Source organism: Wolbachia endosymbiont (group A) of Sphaerophoria taeniata (genome assembly GCF_947250735.1).
Taxonomy (GTDB): domain Bacteria; phylum Pseudomonadota; class Alphaproteobacteria; order Rickettsiales; family Anaplasmataceae; genus Wolbachia.
Window position 1 is genome coordinate 315,310 of record NZ_OX366344.1, and the last position, 18,459, is coordinate 333,768.

At 37.0% G+C, this 18,459-nt stretch carries 12 protein-coding genes, 2 rRNA genes and 1 pseudogene; 12 read left to right on the plus strand and 3 right to left on the minus strand.

The annotated features are described in order from the left end of the window. Nucleotides 1-38 precede the first annotated feature (38 nt). The 8 genes and pseudogenes from OOK84_RS01515 (at nt 39) to OOK84_RS06810 (ending at nt 9,545) form a co-directional block, all read left to right on the plus strand. On the plus strand, nt 39-1,010 hold the full coding sequence (locus tag OOK84_RS01515; protein WP_264732078.1) for a hypothetical protein: 972 nt from the start codon (nt 39-41) through the stop codon (nt 1,008-1,010). A gap of 78 nt (nt 1,011-1,088) precedes the next feature. Next, a complete protein-coding gene (locus OOK84_RS01520; protein WP_264732080.1) occupies nt 1,089-1,280 on the plus strand; it encodes a hypothetical protein in 192 nt (63 codons plus the stop codon). A gap of 122 nt (nt 1,281-1,402) precedes the next feature. Continuing rightward, nucleotides 1,403-2,728 carry a dihydroorotase gene (locus OOK84_RS01525; protein ID WP_264732082.1) on the plus strand — a complete coding sequence of 442 codons (1,326 nt, stop codon included), beginning with the start codon at nt 1,403-1,405 and terminating at the stop codon, nt 2,726-2,728. A gap of 1,007 nt (nt 2,729-3,735) precedes the next feature. Next, nucleotides 3,736-4,920: a dicarboxylate/amino acid:cation symporter gene (locus OOK84_RS01530; RefSeq protein WP_264732084.1), complete on the plus strand. Its 1,185-nt coding sequence runs from the start codon at nt 3,736-3,738 to the stop codon at nt 4,918-4,920. 3 nt (nt 4,921-4,923) lie between these two features. Then, the gene (pyrE, locus tag OOK84_RS01535) at nt 4,924-5,520 is read left to right on the plus strand and encodes an orotate phosphoribosyltransferase (RefSeq protein ID WP_264732086.1); all 597 of its coding nucleotides are present in this window, start codon (nt 4,924-4,926) and stop codon (nt 5,518-5,520) included. 105 nt (nt 5,521-5,625) lie between these two features. Continuing rightward, nucleotides 5,626-7,455, plus strand: coding sequence for a translational GTPase TypA (gene typA / locus OOK84_RS01540; protein ID WP_264732088.1), 1,830 nt, complete (start codon nt 5,626-5,628; stop codon nt 7,453-7,455). 192 nt (nt 7,456-7,647) lie between these two features. Next, complete coding sequence (locus tag OOK84_RS01545; RefSeq protein ID WP_264732090.1) at nt 7,648-7,773, plus strand: hypothetical protein; 126 nt, start codon at nt 7,648-7,650, stop codon at nt 7,771-7,773. Nucleotides 7,774-8,604: 831 nt separating this feature from the next. Continuing rightward, nucleotides 8,605-9,545 (plus strand): annotated as a pseudogene (locus OOK84_RS06810) (IS5 family transposase). 76 nt (nt 9,546-9,621) lie between these two features. Here OOK84_RS06810 and OOK84_RS01565 read toward each other — a convergent pair. Further along, nucleotides 9,622-9,744, minus strand: a complete 123-nt coding sequence (locus OOK84_RS01565) for a hypothetical protein (protein ID WP_264732096.1) — start codon at nt 9,742-9,744, stop codon at nt 9,622-9,624. A gap of 467 nt (nt 9,745-10,211) precedes the next feature. On the opposite strand from OOK84_RS01565, the gene OOK84_RS01570 reads away from it, so the two are divergent. Together OOK84_RS01570 and OOK84_RS01575 are read left to right on the plus strand one after the other, a co-directional pair. Next, nucleotides 10,212-11,234 (plus strand): IS110 family RNA-guided transposase, encoded by a 1,023-nt coding sequence (locus OOK84_RS01570; RefSeq protein ID WP_264731025.1) that lies wholly within the window; start codon nt 10,212-10,214, stop codon nt 11,232-11,234. Nucleotides 11,235-11,457: 223 nt separating this feature from the next. Further along, nucleotides 11,458-11,580: a hypothetical protein gene (locus tag OOK84_RS01575; RefSeq protein WP_264732098.1), complete on the plus strand. Its 123-nt coding sequence runs from the start codon at nt 11,458-11,460 to the stop codon at nt 11,578-11,580. 669 nt (nt 11,581-12,249) lie between these two features. Here the strand turns inward: OOK84_RS01575 and OOK84_RS01580 are convergent. Beyond that, nucleotides 12,250-14,034, minus strand: a complete 1,785-nt coding sequence (locus OOK84_RS01580; protein ID WP_264732100.1) for a ribonucleoside-diphosphate reductase subunit alpha — start codon at nt 14,032-14,034, stop codon at nt 12,250-12,252. Nucleotides 14,035-14,092: 58 nt separating this feature from the next. Further along, a complete protein-coding gene (locus tag OOK84_RS01585; RefSeq protein ID WP_264732102.1) occupies nt 14,093-15,169 on the minus strand; it encodes a methyltransferase domain-containing protein in 1,077 nt (358 codons plus the stop codon). A 335-nt stretch (nt 15,170-15,504) separates the two neighbouring features. Between OOK84_RS01585 and OOK84_RS01590 the strand changes: the two genes are divergently transcribed. Continuing rightward, nucleotides 15,505-18,270 (plus strand): 23S ribosomal RNA (locus OOK84_RS01590). Nucleotides 18,271-18,336: 66 nt separating this feature from the next. Further along, nucleotides 18,337-18,443: ribosomal RNA gene (rrf, locus tag OOK84_RS01595) — 5S ribosomal RNA — on the plus strand. The last annotated feature ends 16 nt before the right edge of the window (nt 18,444-18,459 follow it).

The following is an 18,459-nucleotide window of genomic DNA, read 5'->3' on the forward strand; positions in this document are numbered from 1 at the left end:
TATACTTTTATAGATAGCGTTAATATTGAGGTAACATTGTGGGTACAACTAAGATTAGTAAATTTCCATTCAATATAAAAGGTAAAGTGGCAAAACAACATGCCGAACCAATAGTTGAAAAAAATCTCTATACTATTTTAGGATTCAAAAGTAGAGAAGATTTTGAAAATAAGACAAGTAAGCTTGTTAATAAAAAAGTTTGGCAATCATTTGTTGACTGCTTTGCAAAAGAAATAGATTATGCAGCAACTGAAAAAGTTGTAAAAAACATCGTTTGTAACATTGCAAAGAGTGATCAAGGTAATGCTTTTACCAAAACTGAACATCTGATATTAAATGAAAAGCAAGATAATAAAAAGAGAGAAAAAGCGATTAGAAAAACTGTTGGTATTTTGAGAAAAATCAATCCAGAAAAAGCCTTCAATGAACTTTCAGTAATAAAAAAACAAGCTGAAGATTTTTTACAAACCGATTTTTATAAAGCTCAGAGTAAACCACTTCAAGGATTTGCTCCATCTGGTGGACAGCTCTTTGCGGAAGTTCTGAAATATATAGAAACACTAGAAAAATTAGCTGAAGTTAAAAAGGAAGAGCTAGTTAAAGATTTCTTGTTAAATCATGTTAGTTCATTGAATAAAAAGTATCCTAAATCACAAGGCAAAAGGGAAGATGCTATAACAATACTATCAAGTGATGAGTTGAAGAATTTTTACAATAAAGGTGTAGAAGAAGGAATATTACAACCAATGGTATCTTACAAAGAATGCAGAAACCTGTATGACAAAATGAACCAAATGAAAAATGAATCCAAAAGTATAATTAAAAGAGAAGGACGGGAAGAAAATTTGAAGAAAATAGATAAGTCGATAGTCAGTGCAATTAATGACATAAAAAAACATAGAGAAGCAATCCTTAACTGTAAAGACTTTCAAAGTTCTTACATAAAAGAGAAAAAAGAACATCCATTTAGAGGCAACGCATGTCAAAAAATAATTGATATATATCAATAGAGAATTGCTGGATATCAGGAGAAAATTCGTCAAAATTTAAACCAAATAAAAGCGATATTAAAAAGTGCGCCGCAAGAAATGGATGATGTGGAAGAATTAGAGGAAATAATCGATGGTATGCATGAAGCGAAGCAGTGTGATGAAAATTTTGACTCAGCTTTGATTTGTTTATCGAACATACAGAATGAGCTAGATATTCAACTGGAAAATCCTTCAACAGAGCTAAGAGTTTTTCATATTAACGTTAAAACTGAAGTAACTCGGTTATAAGAGCCAAATTTTTGGGACAATTTTAATTCAAGACAGCTCTCGCAACTTTAGTCTGCGTTTTTATTTGGTTGTGTTTTGTTAAAAAAACTTTAGATTTATTTTATAATCGATACTCAAATATAATGACTCAAACTTGGAATTTGTTGCAAACAGGGCAAAAAGAAGGCTATAAAATTGCGTATACTAATGCTCGTATTATCGACCCGGAAACTAAACTTGATATAAAAGGTTCATTATTGACTGAAGGGGATAAAATTGTTGACTTTGGTGAATCATTATTTTCAACAAGTGGGGTCGATGAAACAATAGACTGTAAAGGGCTTGTTCTAATGCCAGGCCTTATTGACATTCACGTACATTTTCGTGAACCAGGCCAAGAACATAAAGAAACTATATATACAGGCAGCAAATCTGCAGCTGCGGGAGGCGTTACAACTGTAGTTTGTCAGCCGAACACTGTTCCAGCAATTGATAGCGTTGTTTTGGCTAAATATTTGAAATATAGAGCACTTGAAACTTCACATGTAAACGTTGAATTTTACGCTAAAATCACCACTTCGGAAGAAAAGTTGACTGAAATGGCACTTTTAAAGGAAGCAGGTGCGGTTGGGTTCACTGATGATGGCATGCCAGTTATGAACCCAATGATTATGAGACAGGCGCTGCTTTATTCAAGTATGCTGGGTGTTCCTATTGCTCAACATGCAGAAGATTTAAATTTATCAGCAGGTGGTGCAATCAACGAAGGTAAAATTTCTGAAGAATTGGGAGTAAAGGGAATCTTGAGTGCGTCAGAATCGGTTATGGTAAATCGTGATATACTGCTCATGAAAGATATGGAAAATGTGCACTACCATATTCTACATGTCTCTTCAAAAGATTCACTTGATGCTATTAAACGTGCGAAAGATTTGGGATTAAATGTTACATGTGAAGTAACCCCTCATCACTTCACTTTGACTGAAAATATAGTAAAACAACATGGAGCAATTGCAAAAATGAACCCGCCGCTTCGCACTGAAGAAGATCGTTTAGCTATGGTTGAAGGTTTAAAGACAGGTGTGATTGATTGCATTGCAACCGATCACGCTCCGCATGATCGTAATTCTAAAGATCTTCCACTTGAAAATGCTGCATTTGGTATTGTTGGCCTTGAAACAATGCTGCCCCTTTCACTTGAACTTTACCACAGTGGGCAAATGGGTCTACTTGATGTGCTTGCAAAATTGACATATAAGCCTGCAGATATAATACACGTATCACGTGGTCGTATACAAAAAAACCTTGCTGCAGACTTAATTTTAGTTGACCTCAATCATGAATGGGAAATTAAAACTGACAACTTTGCTAGTAAATCAAAGAATTCCCCTTTCGATGGGCGCAAAGTAAAAGGGCACGTGGTACGTACTGTTGTGTCTGGCAAAACTATATACTCACAGAAAAGTTAGTTATCATACCTTATCTGTTCCAATTTGTTATCACCAGAATGGGCTAAGTGCACCTGAATTTAAATTAAGAAATATTAGCCAATTCCACTAGACTTCTTGCATAACCATATAATAAACTTTTATTGGGAATAGAAACGAAAAACTTCCTTGACAAACTCCGCCAGCTCCCTTATCATGAAACTGAAGCTAATTATTTATCTTCGCAATCTCTGCAGTGGATTAATAACAAAAAAACTTAATGTATTTGGCGTAAATCATGCTTAATTTTTTGCACTATGTGCACCTCATGTTTTTATAAAACTTTTAGGTTTCTACCTATATAAGCCGAAACGCGCTTATAAAGCGTTTAAGACAGCAAAAGACGTCAAATAGACAAGGGAGAATTTGAATACTAGCTACCTTAGGGTTTCTTTGCCTTTTTTTCCACTTAGTAAATTTCTTAATGTTTGTAATTTAGGTTAGTCGCATTTAAAAGCGGCTGAATCGCGGTTATTAAGCGTTTAGAAAAAAAACGCCAATATTTTGAAGTACATATAAATAACTAGTTAACCATGGGGCTTCTTTTGCCTTTTTTTTCATTCGGTAAATTTCTTAATATTTATGGCTAAACGACAATCGTCATCCCGCTGCTTGTTAGCGGGATCTATGTTAAAAGATACCGCGAATGAATCGCGGTATGACGGTTAAGTAGGGTGTCATCCCAGTGCCCAGACATTGGGATCCAGGAAAGTTTGCTTGCTCACAAGCAAACTAGCATAGAAAAACGTTTTCGATGAGATTGCAGAAAGGCTGGATTCCAGTATCTGGGCACTGCCGTCATAAAGGAACCAGTGTCAACTACTCGGATGATACCTTTTTCTACTTAGTTTGGGTTATGCAAGAAGTCTACTGTCTCCGAATAAACGCATCCTCTTATCTTTTCCTAATTTGTAAAGTTATTTTGTCTATCAATCTGATTCCAAAACAGCAAAATTGTTGTATAATGTTACTTTGAAGTTTTATTTTCAATGCACAAGTTTGCAATACTCTTTTCTATACTGTTTGCAATAGTTGCTTACTATTTAAACAGTGAGATTATATTTGAAATAGCAAAGCTGTTTAGTGACATATTTGTTAGTTTGTTGAAATTAATAAGTTTACCTTTAGTTTTTCTATCAATAGTTTCCACAATTTCAGGACTTAAAGACTCAATCGAAATTAAAACCTTAGTTAAGAAAACACTATTTTATACGCTGCTTACAACTATTATAGCTGCGTTTGTTGCATTATTGTTTTACCTGCTAATAGACCCAGTGAAAAAAAATTTCATATGTAACACGATAGGAAGTTTGGATAATAACAATTACAGTTACTTTTCATACTTAAAATCACTCATTCCTTCGAATTTTGTGCAAGTTTTTCTTGAAAATAACGTTATTGGTAGCATATTGATCGCTTTTTTGATGGGTGGAGCTATTGTTTCACTTTCAAAAGAAAAGCAGGACATATTACATCAAATATTCTCTGCACTTTTCGATACGTTACTTAAAATTGCTCAGGGGTTACTAAAGCTTGTTCCACTTGCTGTGTGGTCTTTTATTACATGTTTTTTGCACGAATTAAAAGGTGGTAGCGAGTTCTACAGTCTTTTATGGTATTTTGTTTGCATAATGTCTGCAAATTTTGTGCAGGCATTTCTGATTTTACCGCTACTTATGTGGTATAAAGGCATATCACCAATTCAAACGCTGAAAGGGGTTATGCCGGCACTCACACTTGCGTTTTTTTCTAAATCATCCAGTGCAACATTGCCAACAACTATAGACTGTGTGCAAAATAAGCTAAAGGTGCCAAAGAAATTGTCGTCCTTTATTTTACCAATATGCACAACAATTAATATGAATGCATGTGCTGCATTTATACTAATCACTGTAATGTTTGTTGCAGAGATGAATGGATGCGCATTTTCCTTAAGCGAAATGTTTATATGGATTTTTTTAGCAACTAGTGCAGCAATTGGTAACGCTGGAGTGCCGATGGGGTGCTATTTTATGGCAACCAGTTATCTCATGTCGATGAATGTTCCTCTGCATATTATGGGACTGATTTTGCCTATTTATACAATCATCGATATGTTTGAAACTGCAATAAACGTGTGGTCTGATATTTGTATCACTCAGATAATTAATAAAGAATGTAATAGTGAAACTTAAAAAATGATATTAGACGAAAACAACCTAATAATAAAAGAATTTAAAGAAGCAGAAGCAATTTTGCATGGGCATTTTGTTTTATCTTCTGGATTGCATAGCAATACATATATACAATGCGCTAAAATTTTTGAAAATCCAAGCAGAGCCATGAAAGTTTGCGCATTACTGGCAGATAAAATAAAAAAAGAATTAAATAGCTCCATAGATTTAATATTATCTCCTGCAATTGGCGGAATAGTTGTAGGTTATGAGATTGGCAGGCAGCTTGGAATAAAGACAATGTTTTGCGAGCGCGTTAATGGCAAGTTTGAATTACGCCGTGGATTTAAGATCAAAAAGGGTGAGAAAATATTACTTATCGAGGATGTGATAACCACAGGCAAATCTTCACTTGAAGCAGTGAAATGTGCAGAAGGGGAGGGAGGTAAAGTCATTGCTGAAGCTTCTCTAATAAAGAGGAATAGTGAAACGAAACTGCCTTTTCCTGTCATATCTTTGATTGAACTGAACATCCAAAACTACAGCGAGGAAGAACTTCCAAGTGAATTAAAACAACTACCCATAACAAAACCTGGGAGTAGAGAATATTCAACAAAGTAATCCTATAATATCTTGGAAACACAGCACTTATACACAGCTTTAGTTATTTACTCCAAGTGTATTTTATGTATACTTATTACTAAATTAATTTTGAAATGATAGAAAATGAACGAATTTAAATCGATCCGTAATATAGCAATAATCGCACACGTTGACCACGGTAAAACTACTTTGCTTGATAACATGTTAAAACAAAGTGGCACGTTCCGTGAGAATCAAGAAGTTCAAGAGCGAGTTATGGATAGTGGCGACCAAGAACGTGAGCGCGGAATTACAATACTTGCAAAATGCACATCAATAATGTGGGGTGATGAAAAAATCAATATTATTGATACGCCAGGGCACGCAGACTTTGGTGGAGAAGTAGAAAGGGTATTGTGCATGGCAGATGGTGTGTTGCTGCTGGTTGACGCTGCGGAAGGTCCCATGCCACAAACTAAATTTGTGTTGTCAAAAGCACTAAAAGCAAATTTGAAGCCAATTGTGATAATCAATAAGGTCGACCGACCAGACAGCAGAATTGATGAAGTATTAAATGAAATATATGAGTTATTTTTTAACCTTGATGCAACCAACGAGCAGCTAGATTTTCCAGTGTTGTATGCTTCAGGTAGAAATGGTTGGTGTGCTAAGGAGCTTTCTGATGAAAGAAAAGATTTAAGCCCATTATTTTCAACGGTTATAGATTATATAAAACCTTCTGTTTATGATCAAAATGCCCCTTTTGCTATGTTGGTCACTCTACTTGAGTCTGATAAGTTTCTTGGCAGAATATTGACAGGAAAGGTTTATCAGGGCGTTGCAAAAGTCAATTCAGATCTTAAGGTACTTGATCTGGACGGTAAAGTAATTGAACGAGGGAGATTAACTAAGTTGCTCTCATTTTCTGGCTTGAAACGTATTCCAGTAGAACAAGCTGTGGCGGGAGACATAATTGCAATTGCAGGACTTGAGAAAGCTTCAGTTTCTGACACTATAGCAGTACCAGAGGTTACAACTGCAGTAAGCTCAACTCCAGTTGATCCGCCGACGATGGCGATTACTCTGAGTGTTAATGATTCACCTTTTGCCGGACAAGAGGGAACAAAGCTTACCTCAACCGTTATAAAGGATCGTTTATATGCAGAAGCAGAAACAAATGTTGCAATTACCGTAACTTTGGCATCAAGTGGTGAAGCGTTTGAAGTAGGTGGACGTGGTGAGCTACAGCTTGGAGTGTTAATTGAAAATATGAGGAGAGAAGGTTTTGAGCTTTCAGTATCACGCCCTCGCGTGCTATTTAAGGAAGAAGATGGCAAAAAACTTGAACCTATAGAGGAAGTAGTAATTGATGTAGATGATGAATATAGTGGAATCATCATGGAAAAACTCAGCTTCCGAAAAGGTGAAGTGACTGACATGAGACCTTCTGGTAATGGTAGGACAAGATTAACGTTTTTAGTGCCATCAAGAGGATTAATTGGTTATCAAGGAGAGTTTTTCACTGATTCTCGGGGCACAGGCATAATTAACCGTTTATTTCATAGTTATGCTCCACATAAAGGTCCAATTTCTGGAAGGCGCAATGGAGTTTTAATTTCTACAGATAAGGGTGAGGCTGTGGCGTATGCAATTTTCAATTTGCAAGACAGGGGAATTATGTTTATCAAGCCACAGGATAAGGTATATTGTGGCATGATTGTCGGCCAGCATAGCCGTGACAATGATTTGGAGATAAACGTGCTAAAAGGTAAGCAATTAACAAACGTAAGAGCTTCAGGTAGTGATGAAGCCATAAAACTCACTCCTCCAAAGATAATGACACTGGAGGATATGATAGCGTATATAGATGATGATGAATTGGTGGAAGTAACTCCAAAATCTATACGTTTACGCAAGAAATTCCTTGATCCAAATGAACGTAAGCGTGCAGGAAGGGCAAAGAATAAGGAGTAGAGGTTTCTTTTTGCAGGTAATTTTCGTAGCAGCGTACTATCTCGCTTGTCAAGCGTTTAAAACATAAAAAACGCCAATATTTTAAAGCGGATAATAACCACGGGGCTTCTTTTGCCTTTTTTTTATTTGGTAAATTTCTTAATGTTTGTAGCTAAAGTAACTTAGGTTCACCGACAACCGTCATCCCACTACGTGTTAGCGGGATCTATGTTAAGAGATACCGCGAATGAATCGCGGTATGACGGTTCGTGGCGGTATGACGGTTCGTGGCGGTATGACGGTTCGTGGCGGTATATTCGTCATCCCGCTACGTGTTAGCGGGATCTATGTTAAGAGATACCGCGAATGAATCGCGGTATGACGTGGGACTGCTGTCATTCCAGTGCTCCTTTTTTTGTCATCCCAGTGCGTGACACTGGGATCTAGAAAAAAAGAACCAGTGTCAGCTACTTTCATGACATCATCATAAAGTAAACCAGTGTCAAGCTACTTGGATGACAGGAGATACCGTCTTGTTAGTCAACAAAAAAATTATAAAAATTTCCCAAGTTGCATCATAAAATCAAAAAATACTTCCAATTGTGTAACAGTACACAGATTATAGTTAGTGGATATGTTGATAAGTAAATTAGTTTTATACGCACAAAACAGATGAAGTTTACTTATCAACATATCCACCCGCGATTCATTCGCGGTATCTCTTAGCCGCTAACAAGTAGCGGGATACTTAACCGTCATACCGCGATTCATTCGCGGTATCTCAGCCGCTAACAAGTAGCGGGATACTTAACCGTCATACCGCGATTCATTCGCTGTATCTCTTAGCCGCTAACAAGTAGCGGGATGACATCAGTCCTACGTCATACCACCGCGAACCGTCATACCGCAGCGGTATCTCTAGATCCCGCTAACACGTAGCGGGATGACGGTTGTCAGGCTAGCTGTCATGCGAGTAGCCCCTTCGGTGTCATCCAAGTAGCCCCTTCGGTGTCATCACAGCGCCTCTCTATAATGTCATCCCAGTAGCCCCTATAATGTCATCCCAGTGCGTGACACTGGGATGGCTTTGTTGCATCGCTCAAGTGAAAAGAACTGGCAGTTACTGACAAAATTCATTATAAATAGCCATTTAACTGTTGAAGAAAAAATATGCCACAAAAAATGAGAGTCAGTAACTGCCATGAATATAACAAATTTCTCCAAGAAAGAGGAAGCATTTTTTGTTATATCAATGACGCCATAGAAAATTGGTACGAGAATTGTCCAAAAATGCAGGGCGGCAACTATATTTATAGTGATAAAGTTGTGATTTTGGTGCATATAATCGTCAGTTTCTTTAGAATTGGTTTAAGACAAACAGTCGGGTTTATAAAAGGGTATTTGCAACAAATAGGAAGAGATTTGGCAGTTATCAGCTATTCACAAGCATCAAAAGAAACTTAATATTAAGATAAATGATTGCAGAATTGATAAAAATAATATGGAAGATATCGAAATTGCTATAGACAGTACAGGAATTAGTATATACAACAACACACAGCAAGGAAAATAGCACTGACAGAAAATATCGTGGCTATGAGCAAACGAGAAAATTGCACGTAATGTTGAATATAAACAACAAAAAAGCCATAGCTGTAAAATACAGTAACGGTGTCTACTCTGATCACTATGGAGCTTGTGATTTGCTAAAAGAAGTTGATTTTCAGCATGCCATAAAAGTACTATATGCAGATAGGGCATGTGATAGGCACAAGTTTTATAAGTTGTGTAACGAATATGATATAAAGACAAAAATTCCACCAATAAACAATGCGGCAGAACATCCAGAAATAGATTATATGTCTGACAGGAATGCTGCTATTAGGTTAATAAAATTATACGGTTAAGATGGCATGAAAGAATGGAAAAAAGAAGTAAATTATGGGAAAAGATCTTATATTGAAGGGTTTTTCTCAAGATTAAAGCAAATATTCGGATTTAGTTTTAGGAATAAATCTGAGATAAATCGAGAAAAAGAACTGCTAATCAAATGCTATTTGCTTAATAAATTCACTGATATTGGTATGGCTAAATTTGAGATAGTTACATGAATTTACCATAAATCACCATCTCATAAAGTGTGATGCAACAAAGCCCACTGGGATCTCATTTTACTTTATGATGATGTTATGAAAGTAGCTGACACTGGGATCCAGAAGACTTAATTTCAACCAAATAATAAAGGCTAGATCCCAGTGTCACGCACTGGGATGACAGAAGAAGGTGCTGAGATGACAAAAAAAGGAGCACTGGTTCACCTTATGACGGTGTCATCCTAATACCTTCTCCTGTCATCCAAGTAGCTAACACTGGGATCTCATTTTACTTTATGACGGTGTCATCCTAATACCTTCCCCTGTCATCCAAGTAGCTAACACTGGGATCTCATTTTACTTTATGACGGTGTCATCCTAATACCTTCCCCTGTCATCCAAGTAGCTAACACTGGGATCTCATTTTACTTTATGATGATGTCATGCAAGTAGCCTCCTTCTTGTATCTTGTCAAAAGCATCTAATGTTTTAAGCTTAAGCATTAGGTGGAGAAGGGAGGAACTCTGTGCTTCTTCTTAGATATAAAATCTGTAGAGGAGATAAGAATTCCCTTCTCAAAAGTATAGGCTGGACGGTATCGTAGAAAGACCTGAATGGTTCTAATTCTGTATTCACAAGACTAGCCTTACTTTTCATTTTTAATGGTAACGTATGGGGTTATATATGATCAACAACTTTTTGGGCATAGATATATCAAAAGATCGCTTTGATGTTTTTCTCTCATTTATAAGCAAAAAAGGAAAGCGTGAAATTAGAAAAAGAAGCTTTAAGAACGATGATCATGGGTTTCAAAGTCTACTGAATTTTCTACACAAACATAATGTAGAAAAAGTAAAAACCTGCATGGAATCTACTGGTTGTTATAGCGAAGCACTGGCTGAATTTCTACACAATGCTGGACATTTTGTAAGTGTTGTAAATCCTTATTGCATAAAATCTTATGCAAGGAGTAAGCTGATACGACAAAAGAATGATCAGACCGATGCAGAAGTTATTGCTGATTATTGCCAAAGACAGGAACCTTCTAGTTGGACACCACCTTCTCCTGAAATGAAAAAATTAAAACATCTTTATCGTTGCTCAGTTGCGTTAAAAGATGAGTTAACATTAGTAAATAACCACTTAGAAAAAAAAGAGAGACTGCCTAAAGAAGTTGCAAATGCTTGGGAAGACCTTGCAATGAATATAGCTCAAAAAATAGAAACAATAAAAAACTCCGTACGTGAACTATTAAATCAACACAAAGAATTGTTGGAAAATTTTCAACTTCTATTGACTATTCCAGGCATAGGAGAAGAATCAGCAATAGCTATTTTAGCTGAAGTTTCTGATATAGAGGTTTTTAGAGATGCCAGGCAATTGGCAGCATATACAGGAGTTATACCACGAAATATGACGTCAGGTTCCTCTGTATATGCCAAACCCAGATTAAGTAAATCCGGTTCACAAACATTACGTAAGGCACTTTTCTTTCCTGCCATAGTAGCTAAGAATCACAATCCTATCATTATGAGCTTTTGCCAAAGATTAAAGGAAAAGGGTAAGCATAATATGGCCATCGTTGGTGCTGCAATGCGTAAGCTACTCCATATCATTTTCGGTATTCTGACATCCAAAAGTGCTTTTGATCCTAACCATATCAAAAACTACAGGGCTAGGAGGTTGACTGAAGGTTTAGTACTTTAAAATCAAAAATGCTTCCTATCTATCTTATGTAAAGTGGTATCTTACACAAATTTATTGAATGTTGTTGGTTAGTGGATATGTTGATAAGTAAACTTCATCTGTTTTGTGCGTATAAAACTAATTTACTTATCAACATATCCACTAACTATAATCTGTGTACTGTTACACAATTGGAAGTATTTTTTGATTTTATGATGCAACTTGGGAAATTTTTATAATTTTTTTGTTGACTAACAAGACGGTATCTCCTGTCATCCCAGTGCTCTTTTTTTGTCATCCGAGTAGTCCCTTTTTTGTCATCCCAGTGCCCCGACACTGGGATCCAGGAATTTTATTAAGTTGGTAAGCATAAAAATAGATGTTTTACGTTAAAATACAACATTTTCGATGAGATTATATGGAAAACTGGATCCCAGTGTCAAGCACTGGGATGACAAAAAAAGGAGCACTGGCATGACACCTCTCTTGGGCTCTTTTAGCTACAAACATTAAGAAATTTACCAAACGAAAAAAAAGGCAAAAGAAGCCCTAGTCATTGTCTATTTTCAGTATTGGCGTTTTTTAAGTCTTAAACACCGCAATTTAGCTGCTTTTAAATGCAACTCACCTTAGTTTAAATGTTTAAGAAATTTACTAAGCAGAAAAAAAGGCAAAAGAAACCCCGTGTTAGCTAGTTGTCACTCTCTAATCCTGCAAATTGGCGTACTATACTGTCTTAAACGACTTATAAGCGCGTTTCAGCTTATATAGCTAAAAACCTAGAAATATTGTGAAGACATAAGGTGCACATAGTGCAAAAAATTAAAAATAAGACGCCAACTACGTTGTTTTCTTGCTGTTTAATCTGCACAGATGAAGATAACTGAATACCTTCAGTTTCATGATAAGGGGGCTGGCGGAGGGTGTCAAGCAAGTTTTTGTTTCTATTCTCTTCTATTTGCCATATTTTGAAAAAACGTTTTATTTTACTCCAAAAACGTCTTAACTTTCTCTCTACTTTTTTTGAATAAGGTCACTATTGGCATGACAAACATTCATCGTAGTCAATATCTGTTTTGTGTTGCAATATTTCACTTTTTTTGAATATGTCATGCGAAACCTTGTCAGCTCTCTGCATTGATTGTGATCTGCAGTAATATAAGCTCTTCAATCCTTTTTTCCAGGGAAGCATGTGTATTTTATGCAAGTAACGTTTGTGTATGTTGGCAGGCAAGAACAGATTGACTGATTGAGACTGACAAACATACGGAGTTCTATCACTTGCATGTTCTATAATCCATCTTTGATCAAGCTCGTACGCTGTTTTAAATGTCAATTTTTCATGCTCACTAAGAAAATCTAAATGCTGAACGGAACCCTCGTTTGTCGAAATTGAAGACCATATTTTATCATTGTCTTGATTTTTTTCTGCTAATAGTTTTTGCAAGAATTTATTTCGCACTACAAATGAGCCTGTCAGTGTCTTTTGTATGAATACGTTTGCTGCATATGGCTCTATTCCAGGAGAGGTATTGCCTGCAATAATGGAGATTGAGGCAGTTGGAGCAATAGCGAGCTTGTGTGTAAACCTTTCCATTAGATCGACTTCTTTGGCATCAAGACATGCCCCCTTTTCCTCTGCTAATTTTTTAGAAACTATATCTGCTTGCTCACGTAAATACTTAAATATTTTTTTATTCCATTGTTGTGCTATTACTGATTCAAAAGGAACCATTTTGCTTTGTAAAAATGAATGAAAACCCATCACACCAAGACCAATACTGCGTTCTCTGGCTGCAGAATATTTTGCTCGCTGCATTTCATTCGGTGCTTTATTTATGAAATCTTCCAATACATTATCAAGAAAGCGCATTATATCTTCTATGAAGAGTTTATTGTCTTTCCATTCTTCGTAGTACTCAAGGTTTACGGATGATAGACAACACACAGCAGTGCGTGACTTATTCAGGTGATCATAACCTGTAGTTAAAGTTATTTCACTGCATAGATTTGACATCTTGATGTCTAAGTTGAGCTTTTTGTAAGATTCTGGCTTATTGTTATTTGTTGCATCAAGGAAAATAATGTAAGGTTCTCCAGTTTCAACTCTTGCTGTTAATATTTTGATCCATATATCCCGCGCTTTTACAGTTGAAATAACCTTATTATTGTGAGGGCTTATTAAATTCCATTCTTGATCATTCTCAACAGCCTGCATAAATTTATCTGTTACTATTACAGCATGATGTATATTTAACGCTTTGCGATTTGGGTCACCGCCTGTTGGCTTGCGCAAATCCAGAAACTCTTCTATCTCCGGATGAGATACAGGAAGATAGACTGCTGAACTTCCTCGCCTTAAGGATCCCTGACTAATTGCGAGCGTTAGAGCATTTTGCACCACAATAAATGGTACAATTCCTGATGTTTTACCACTACCTTTTACACTTTCACCAATTGAACGTAAATTTCCCCAATAACTACCTATGCCTCCTCCACGTGCAGCAAGCCAAACATTTTCATTCCATAAGTCAACTATTCCCTGCAAGCTGTCTTCGGTTTCATTAAGAAAGCAAGAGATAGGCAACCCTCTCTTGGTGCCACCATTGCTGAGTATTGGTGTTGAAGGCATGAACCACAAGTTGCTCATGTAGTCATAAAGACGCTGCGCATGTTCTTTGTTATCAGAATAGTAATTAGCAATACGTGCAAAGAGGTCTTGGTAACTTTCATTTTCTATTAAATACCTGTCTGATAGAACTGCTTTTCCAAAATCGGTTAATTTGCTATCCTTTGCGTAATTAATAGTAATGTTATTCATAAAATTCCTTTTATTCTTTTATTATATATAGATACTTAAAAGCCACTTTGAGCGATTTTTAAGTTAGGTTTTTCGGATTTTCTTGTTGATGCTGTAATGCAAACAAGATACCGTCAACCTGACTGCCATATATTTTACAGTAACTCATATAACTTATCTGCATATTTATTTTTTTTGCAACATGTTGAACATAACTTTCTGAGTGACGAAAATAGTCTCCTTTGTTTACAAAGTCAATACCTTCACCTTCCTTTCTTCTTATTAAACATATAATAACCCCTTTTTTGCTCGTAGATCTTTTTGCTAATTCCAATTCTTCTTGAAAGTCATGTAGATAATGTAGCACTTCAGCAAAGATAATTACATCATACAGCTGGTTTTTCTTTTGTTTAAGAAACTCTTTCATTTCCATATGTATTAATTCATTGTAAACAGGCTTACCTTTTATAAAGCATCCTCTTGCGATATTTAGCATTCTACTTGAAATGTCAATTCCTGTTATGTGGCTTCCAGTACTATTTATTTTCAAGAAATGACCAAATATTCCAGTCCCACAACCAAGGTCAAGTATATTGAGCTCAGAAGTGGAGTTGTTGAAGATTTTTGTAATTATCATGTGTACAAGTTCATGCCCTCTATACTGTTTAGCAATCAACCAATGCTCAACAAAATATTCACCTGTGTAATCAAAATATTGTCTTATGAGGTTTTTTGGCAATTCTGTAATAGGCGCTGAGTTTGTCATTTTTTTTATATAGTAAGATGCCTCCTCGTGATCACTATCTAATTTTAGTGTCTGTGTTAAATAATTATAAGCTTTATTAGTATTCCCTACCGCAAAATGACACCTTCCGATGTTATACCAGACTATGGGTAAATGGGGGTAAAATATGCTAATTAACCAAAATCGTAACTTTGCATCTGATATGCTACCTTTATAAAAGTGATATAAACCGATTTCAATGTTGGTATTTAACAGGTTCTTAGATTTTTTAAGAAGCACTGTCATTTCTTTATGAAGAGTATTATATTTATTCACAATGAGGTGTTTTACTTTCTTAATATTTAATACACCAATGAGCTTAGACATACAATTTAAAGCAACGTTTTTTATAAAAGAGAGATTACTTTTCATACATGAGAAATACTCCGAATGTTCATTATCATTTTTAGGCAATTGATTTTAACACATTTTATCTTACAAAATATCTTTTTTATTAATTTTTACTGTATATATAAGTTTACCGCATATTTCTCAGATTGTACTGTTTAGGATTGCTAGTATATTGTTGTTGATAATATAAGTAAATGTTTTGTGCAAAAAGGCGTTGACATATTATTTATTAGGTTATAATATATAAAAGATTAATTTAGTTTTTAGATGTTTGACAAGTTTTATGGTAGAGATTAATTTAATCTCAATTCAATTTTAATAATATTTAACTCTGCATATTCTGCATATAGTCGGATAAATAAATTATTAAGAGCACTTGATGGATGCCTTGGCGTTAAGAGGCGATGAAGGACGTGGCAGGCTGCGATAAGCTGTGGGGAATTGTCAACAAATTTTGATCCGCAGATTTCCGAATGGGGAAACCCAACTAGCTTAGCTAGTTATTACATACTAAGTATGTAAGGCAAACTTGGTGAACTGAAATATCTAAGTAGCCAAAGGAAAAGAAATCAACCGAGATTCTGTTAGTAGTGACGAGCGAAAGCGGAAAAGGCTAGTGATTTAAGAATAAGAATTAGAATACTCTGGAAATAGTAACCATAGAAGGTGATAGTCCTGTATAAGTAGAAAGTTTTTAAATCCTTGAGTAGAGCGGGGCACGTGAAATCCTGTTTGAATATGGGGGGACCATCCTCCAAGCCTAAATACTCCTTAACGACCGATAGCGAACAAGTACCGTGAGGGAAAGGTGAAAAGAACCCCGGGAGGGGAGTGAAATAGAATCTGAAATCAAGTGCTTACAAACAGTTGGAGCTCTATATCAATTTATTGATATTTAGAGTGACAGCGTACCTTTTGCATAATGGGTCAGCGAGTTAATCTATGAAGCAAGCTTAAGCCGTTAGGTGTAGGCGTAGCGAAAGCAAGTCTGAATAGGGCGTTTTAGTTTTATGGATCAGACCCGAAACCAAGTGATCTAGTCATGACCAGATTGAAGGTGTGGTAAAACACACTGGAGGATCGAACCAGTTAATGTTGCAACATTATTGGATGAGTTGTGATTAGGGGTGAAAGGCCAATCAAACTTGGAAATAGCTGGTTCTCCGCGAAATCTATTTAGGTAGAGCGTTGTATGTATGTTGTTGGGGGTAGAGCACTGGATAGACTAGGGGGATTCAACGTCTTACCAAATCTAACTAAACTCCGAATACCAACAATTAATTATACAGCAGGCACACTACGGGTGCTAAGTCCGTGGTGGAAAGGGAAACAACCCAGATCACTATCTAAGGTCCCAAAATTACAGCTAAGTGGGGAAGGAAGTAGAAAAACCATTACAGCTAGGAGGTTGGCTTGGAAGCAGCCATCCTTTAAAGAAAGCGTAACAGCTCACTTGTCTAAATAAGTTTTTCTGCGCCGAAAATGTACCGGGGCTAAAGCTGTATACCGAAGATGTGAGTGCTTGTTGATTTCGATCAATAGGCGCGGTAGCGGAGCGTTCCGTAAGTCTGTGAAGGTGGTTTGTGAAAACTGCTGGAGATATCGGAAGTGAGAATGCTGACATAAGTAGCGTAAAAGAGTGTGAAAAACACTCTCACCAAAAATCTAAGGGTTCCTACGTTAAGTTAATCTGCGTAGGGTTAGTCGGTTCCTAAGGCGAGTCCGTAAAGGAGTAGTCGATGGCAATTAGGTTAATATTCCTAAACCTCTTAAGTGTGACGGGTTTCGTATTTGTATAGATCTTATTGGATTGATCTATGCTTAAAAGAAGCTCCAGGAAATAGCACTTATATTTATGAGGCCGTACCGCAAACCGACACTGGTGGATGAGTAGAGTATACTAAGGTGTTGAAAGAATGATGTTGAAGGAACTCGGCAAATTATACCTGTAACTTCGGAAGAAGGGTAACCTGCTTTTAGGCAACTATGAGCAGGTGGCACAAAATAGGGAGTAGCGACTGTTTACTAAAAACACAGGACTCTGCAAACACGTAAGTGGAAGTATAGGGTCTGACGCCTGCCCGGTGCTGGAAGGTTAATAGGAGGGGTGCAAGCTCTAAATTGAAGCCCCAGTAAACGGCGGCCGTAACACTGACGGTCCTAAGGTAGCGAAATTCCTTGTCGGGTAAGTTCCGACCCGCACGAATGGCGTAACGATTTCTCCACTGTCTCCAACATCACTTCAGCGAAATTGAATTCCCCGTGCAGATGCGGGGTACCCGCGGTTAGACGAAGAGACCCCGTGCACCTTTACTATAGCTTTACATTGCTATTAAAAGTGTGATGTGCAGGATAGGTGGGAGACTTTGAAGTTATGGCGCTAGCTATAATGGAGTCAACCTTGAGATACCACCCTTTACACTTTTGATATCTAACTATGTTTCATTATCTGGAACTAGGACATTGTATGGTGGGTAGTTTGACTGGGGCGGTCGCCTCCTAAAAAGTAACGGAGGCGTGCGAAGGTAAGCTAGAGCTGGTCGGAAATCAGCTTGATAGTATAATGGCATAAGCTTGCCTGACTGCGAGGCTGACAAGCCAAGCAGAGACGAAAGTCGGTCATAGTGATCCGGTGATTCTGTATGGAAGGGTCATCGCTCAACGGATAAAAGGTACGCCGGGGATAACAGGCTGATGGTGTTCGAGCGTTCATAGCGACGACACCGTTTGGCACCTCGATGTCGACTCATCACATCCTGGGGCTGAAGAAGGTCCCAAGGGTTCGGCTGTTCGCCGATTAAAGTGATACGTGAGTTGGGTTTAGAACGTCGTGAGACAGTTCGGTTTCTATCTGCCGTGGGTGAAGGAAATTTGAGAAGGTCTGACTCTAGTACGAGAGGACCGAGATGGATATACCTCTGGTGTACCAGCTGTTATGCCAATAGCATCGCTGGGTGGCTATGTATAGATGGGATAATTGCTGAAAGCATATAAGCAAGAAACCCTCTTCAAAAAGATTTCCCAATTAAGGCCGTGGAAGACTACCACGTTGATAGGCTAGGTGTGGAAGCATGGTAACATGTGAAGCTAACTAGTACTAATAGCCTGATTGATTTATTTGCTTTCTATATGTGTGTATGCAGTGTTAAATATTAAGTTAAAATTGTTAAGTTAGAAATTTTTATTGACTTGGTGGCTATAGCAAAAATGAACCACCCGATCTCATCTCGAACTCGGAAGTGAAACTTTTTAGCGCTGATGATACTTGAAAAGGGAGAGTAGGTCGCCGCCAAGTTTATAAAAATTTCTTT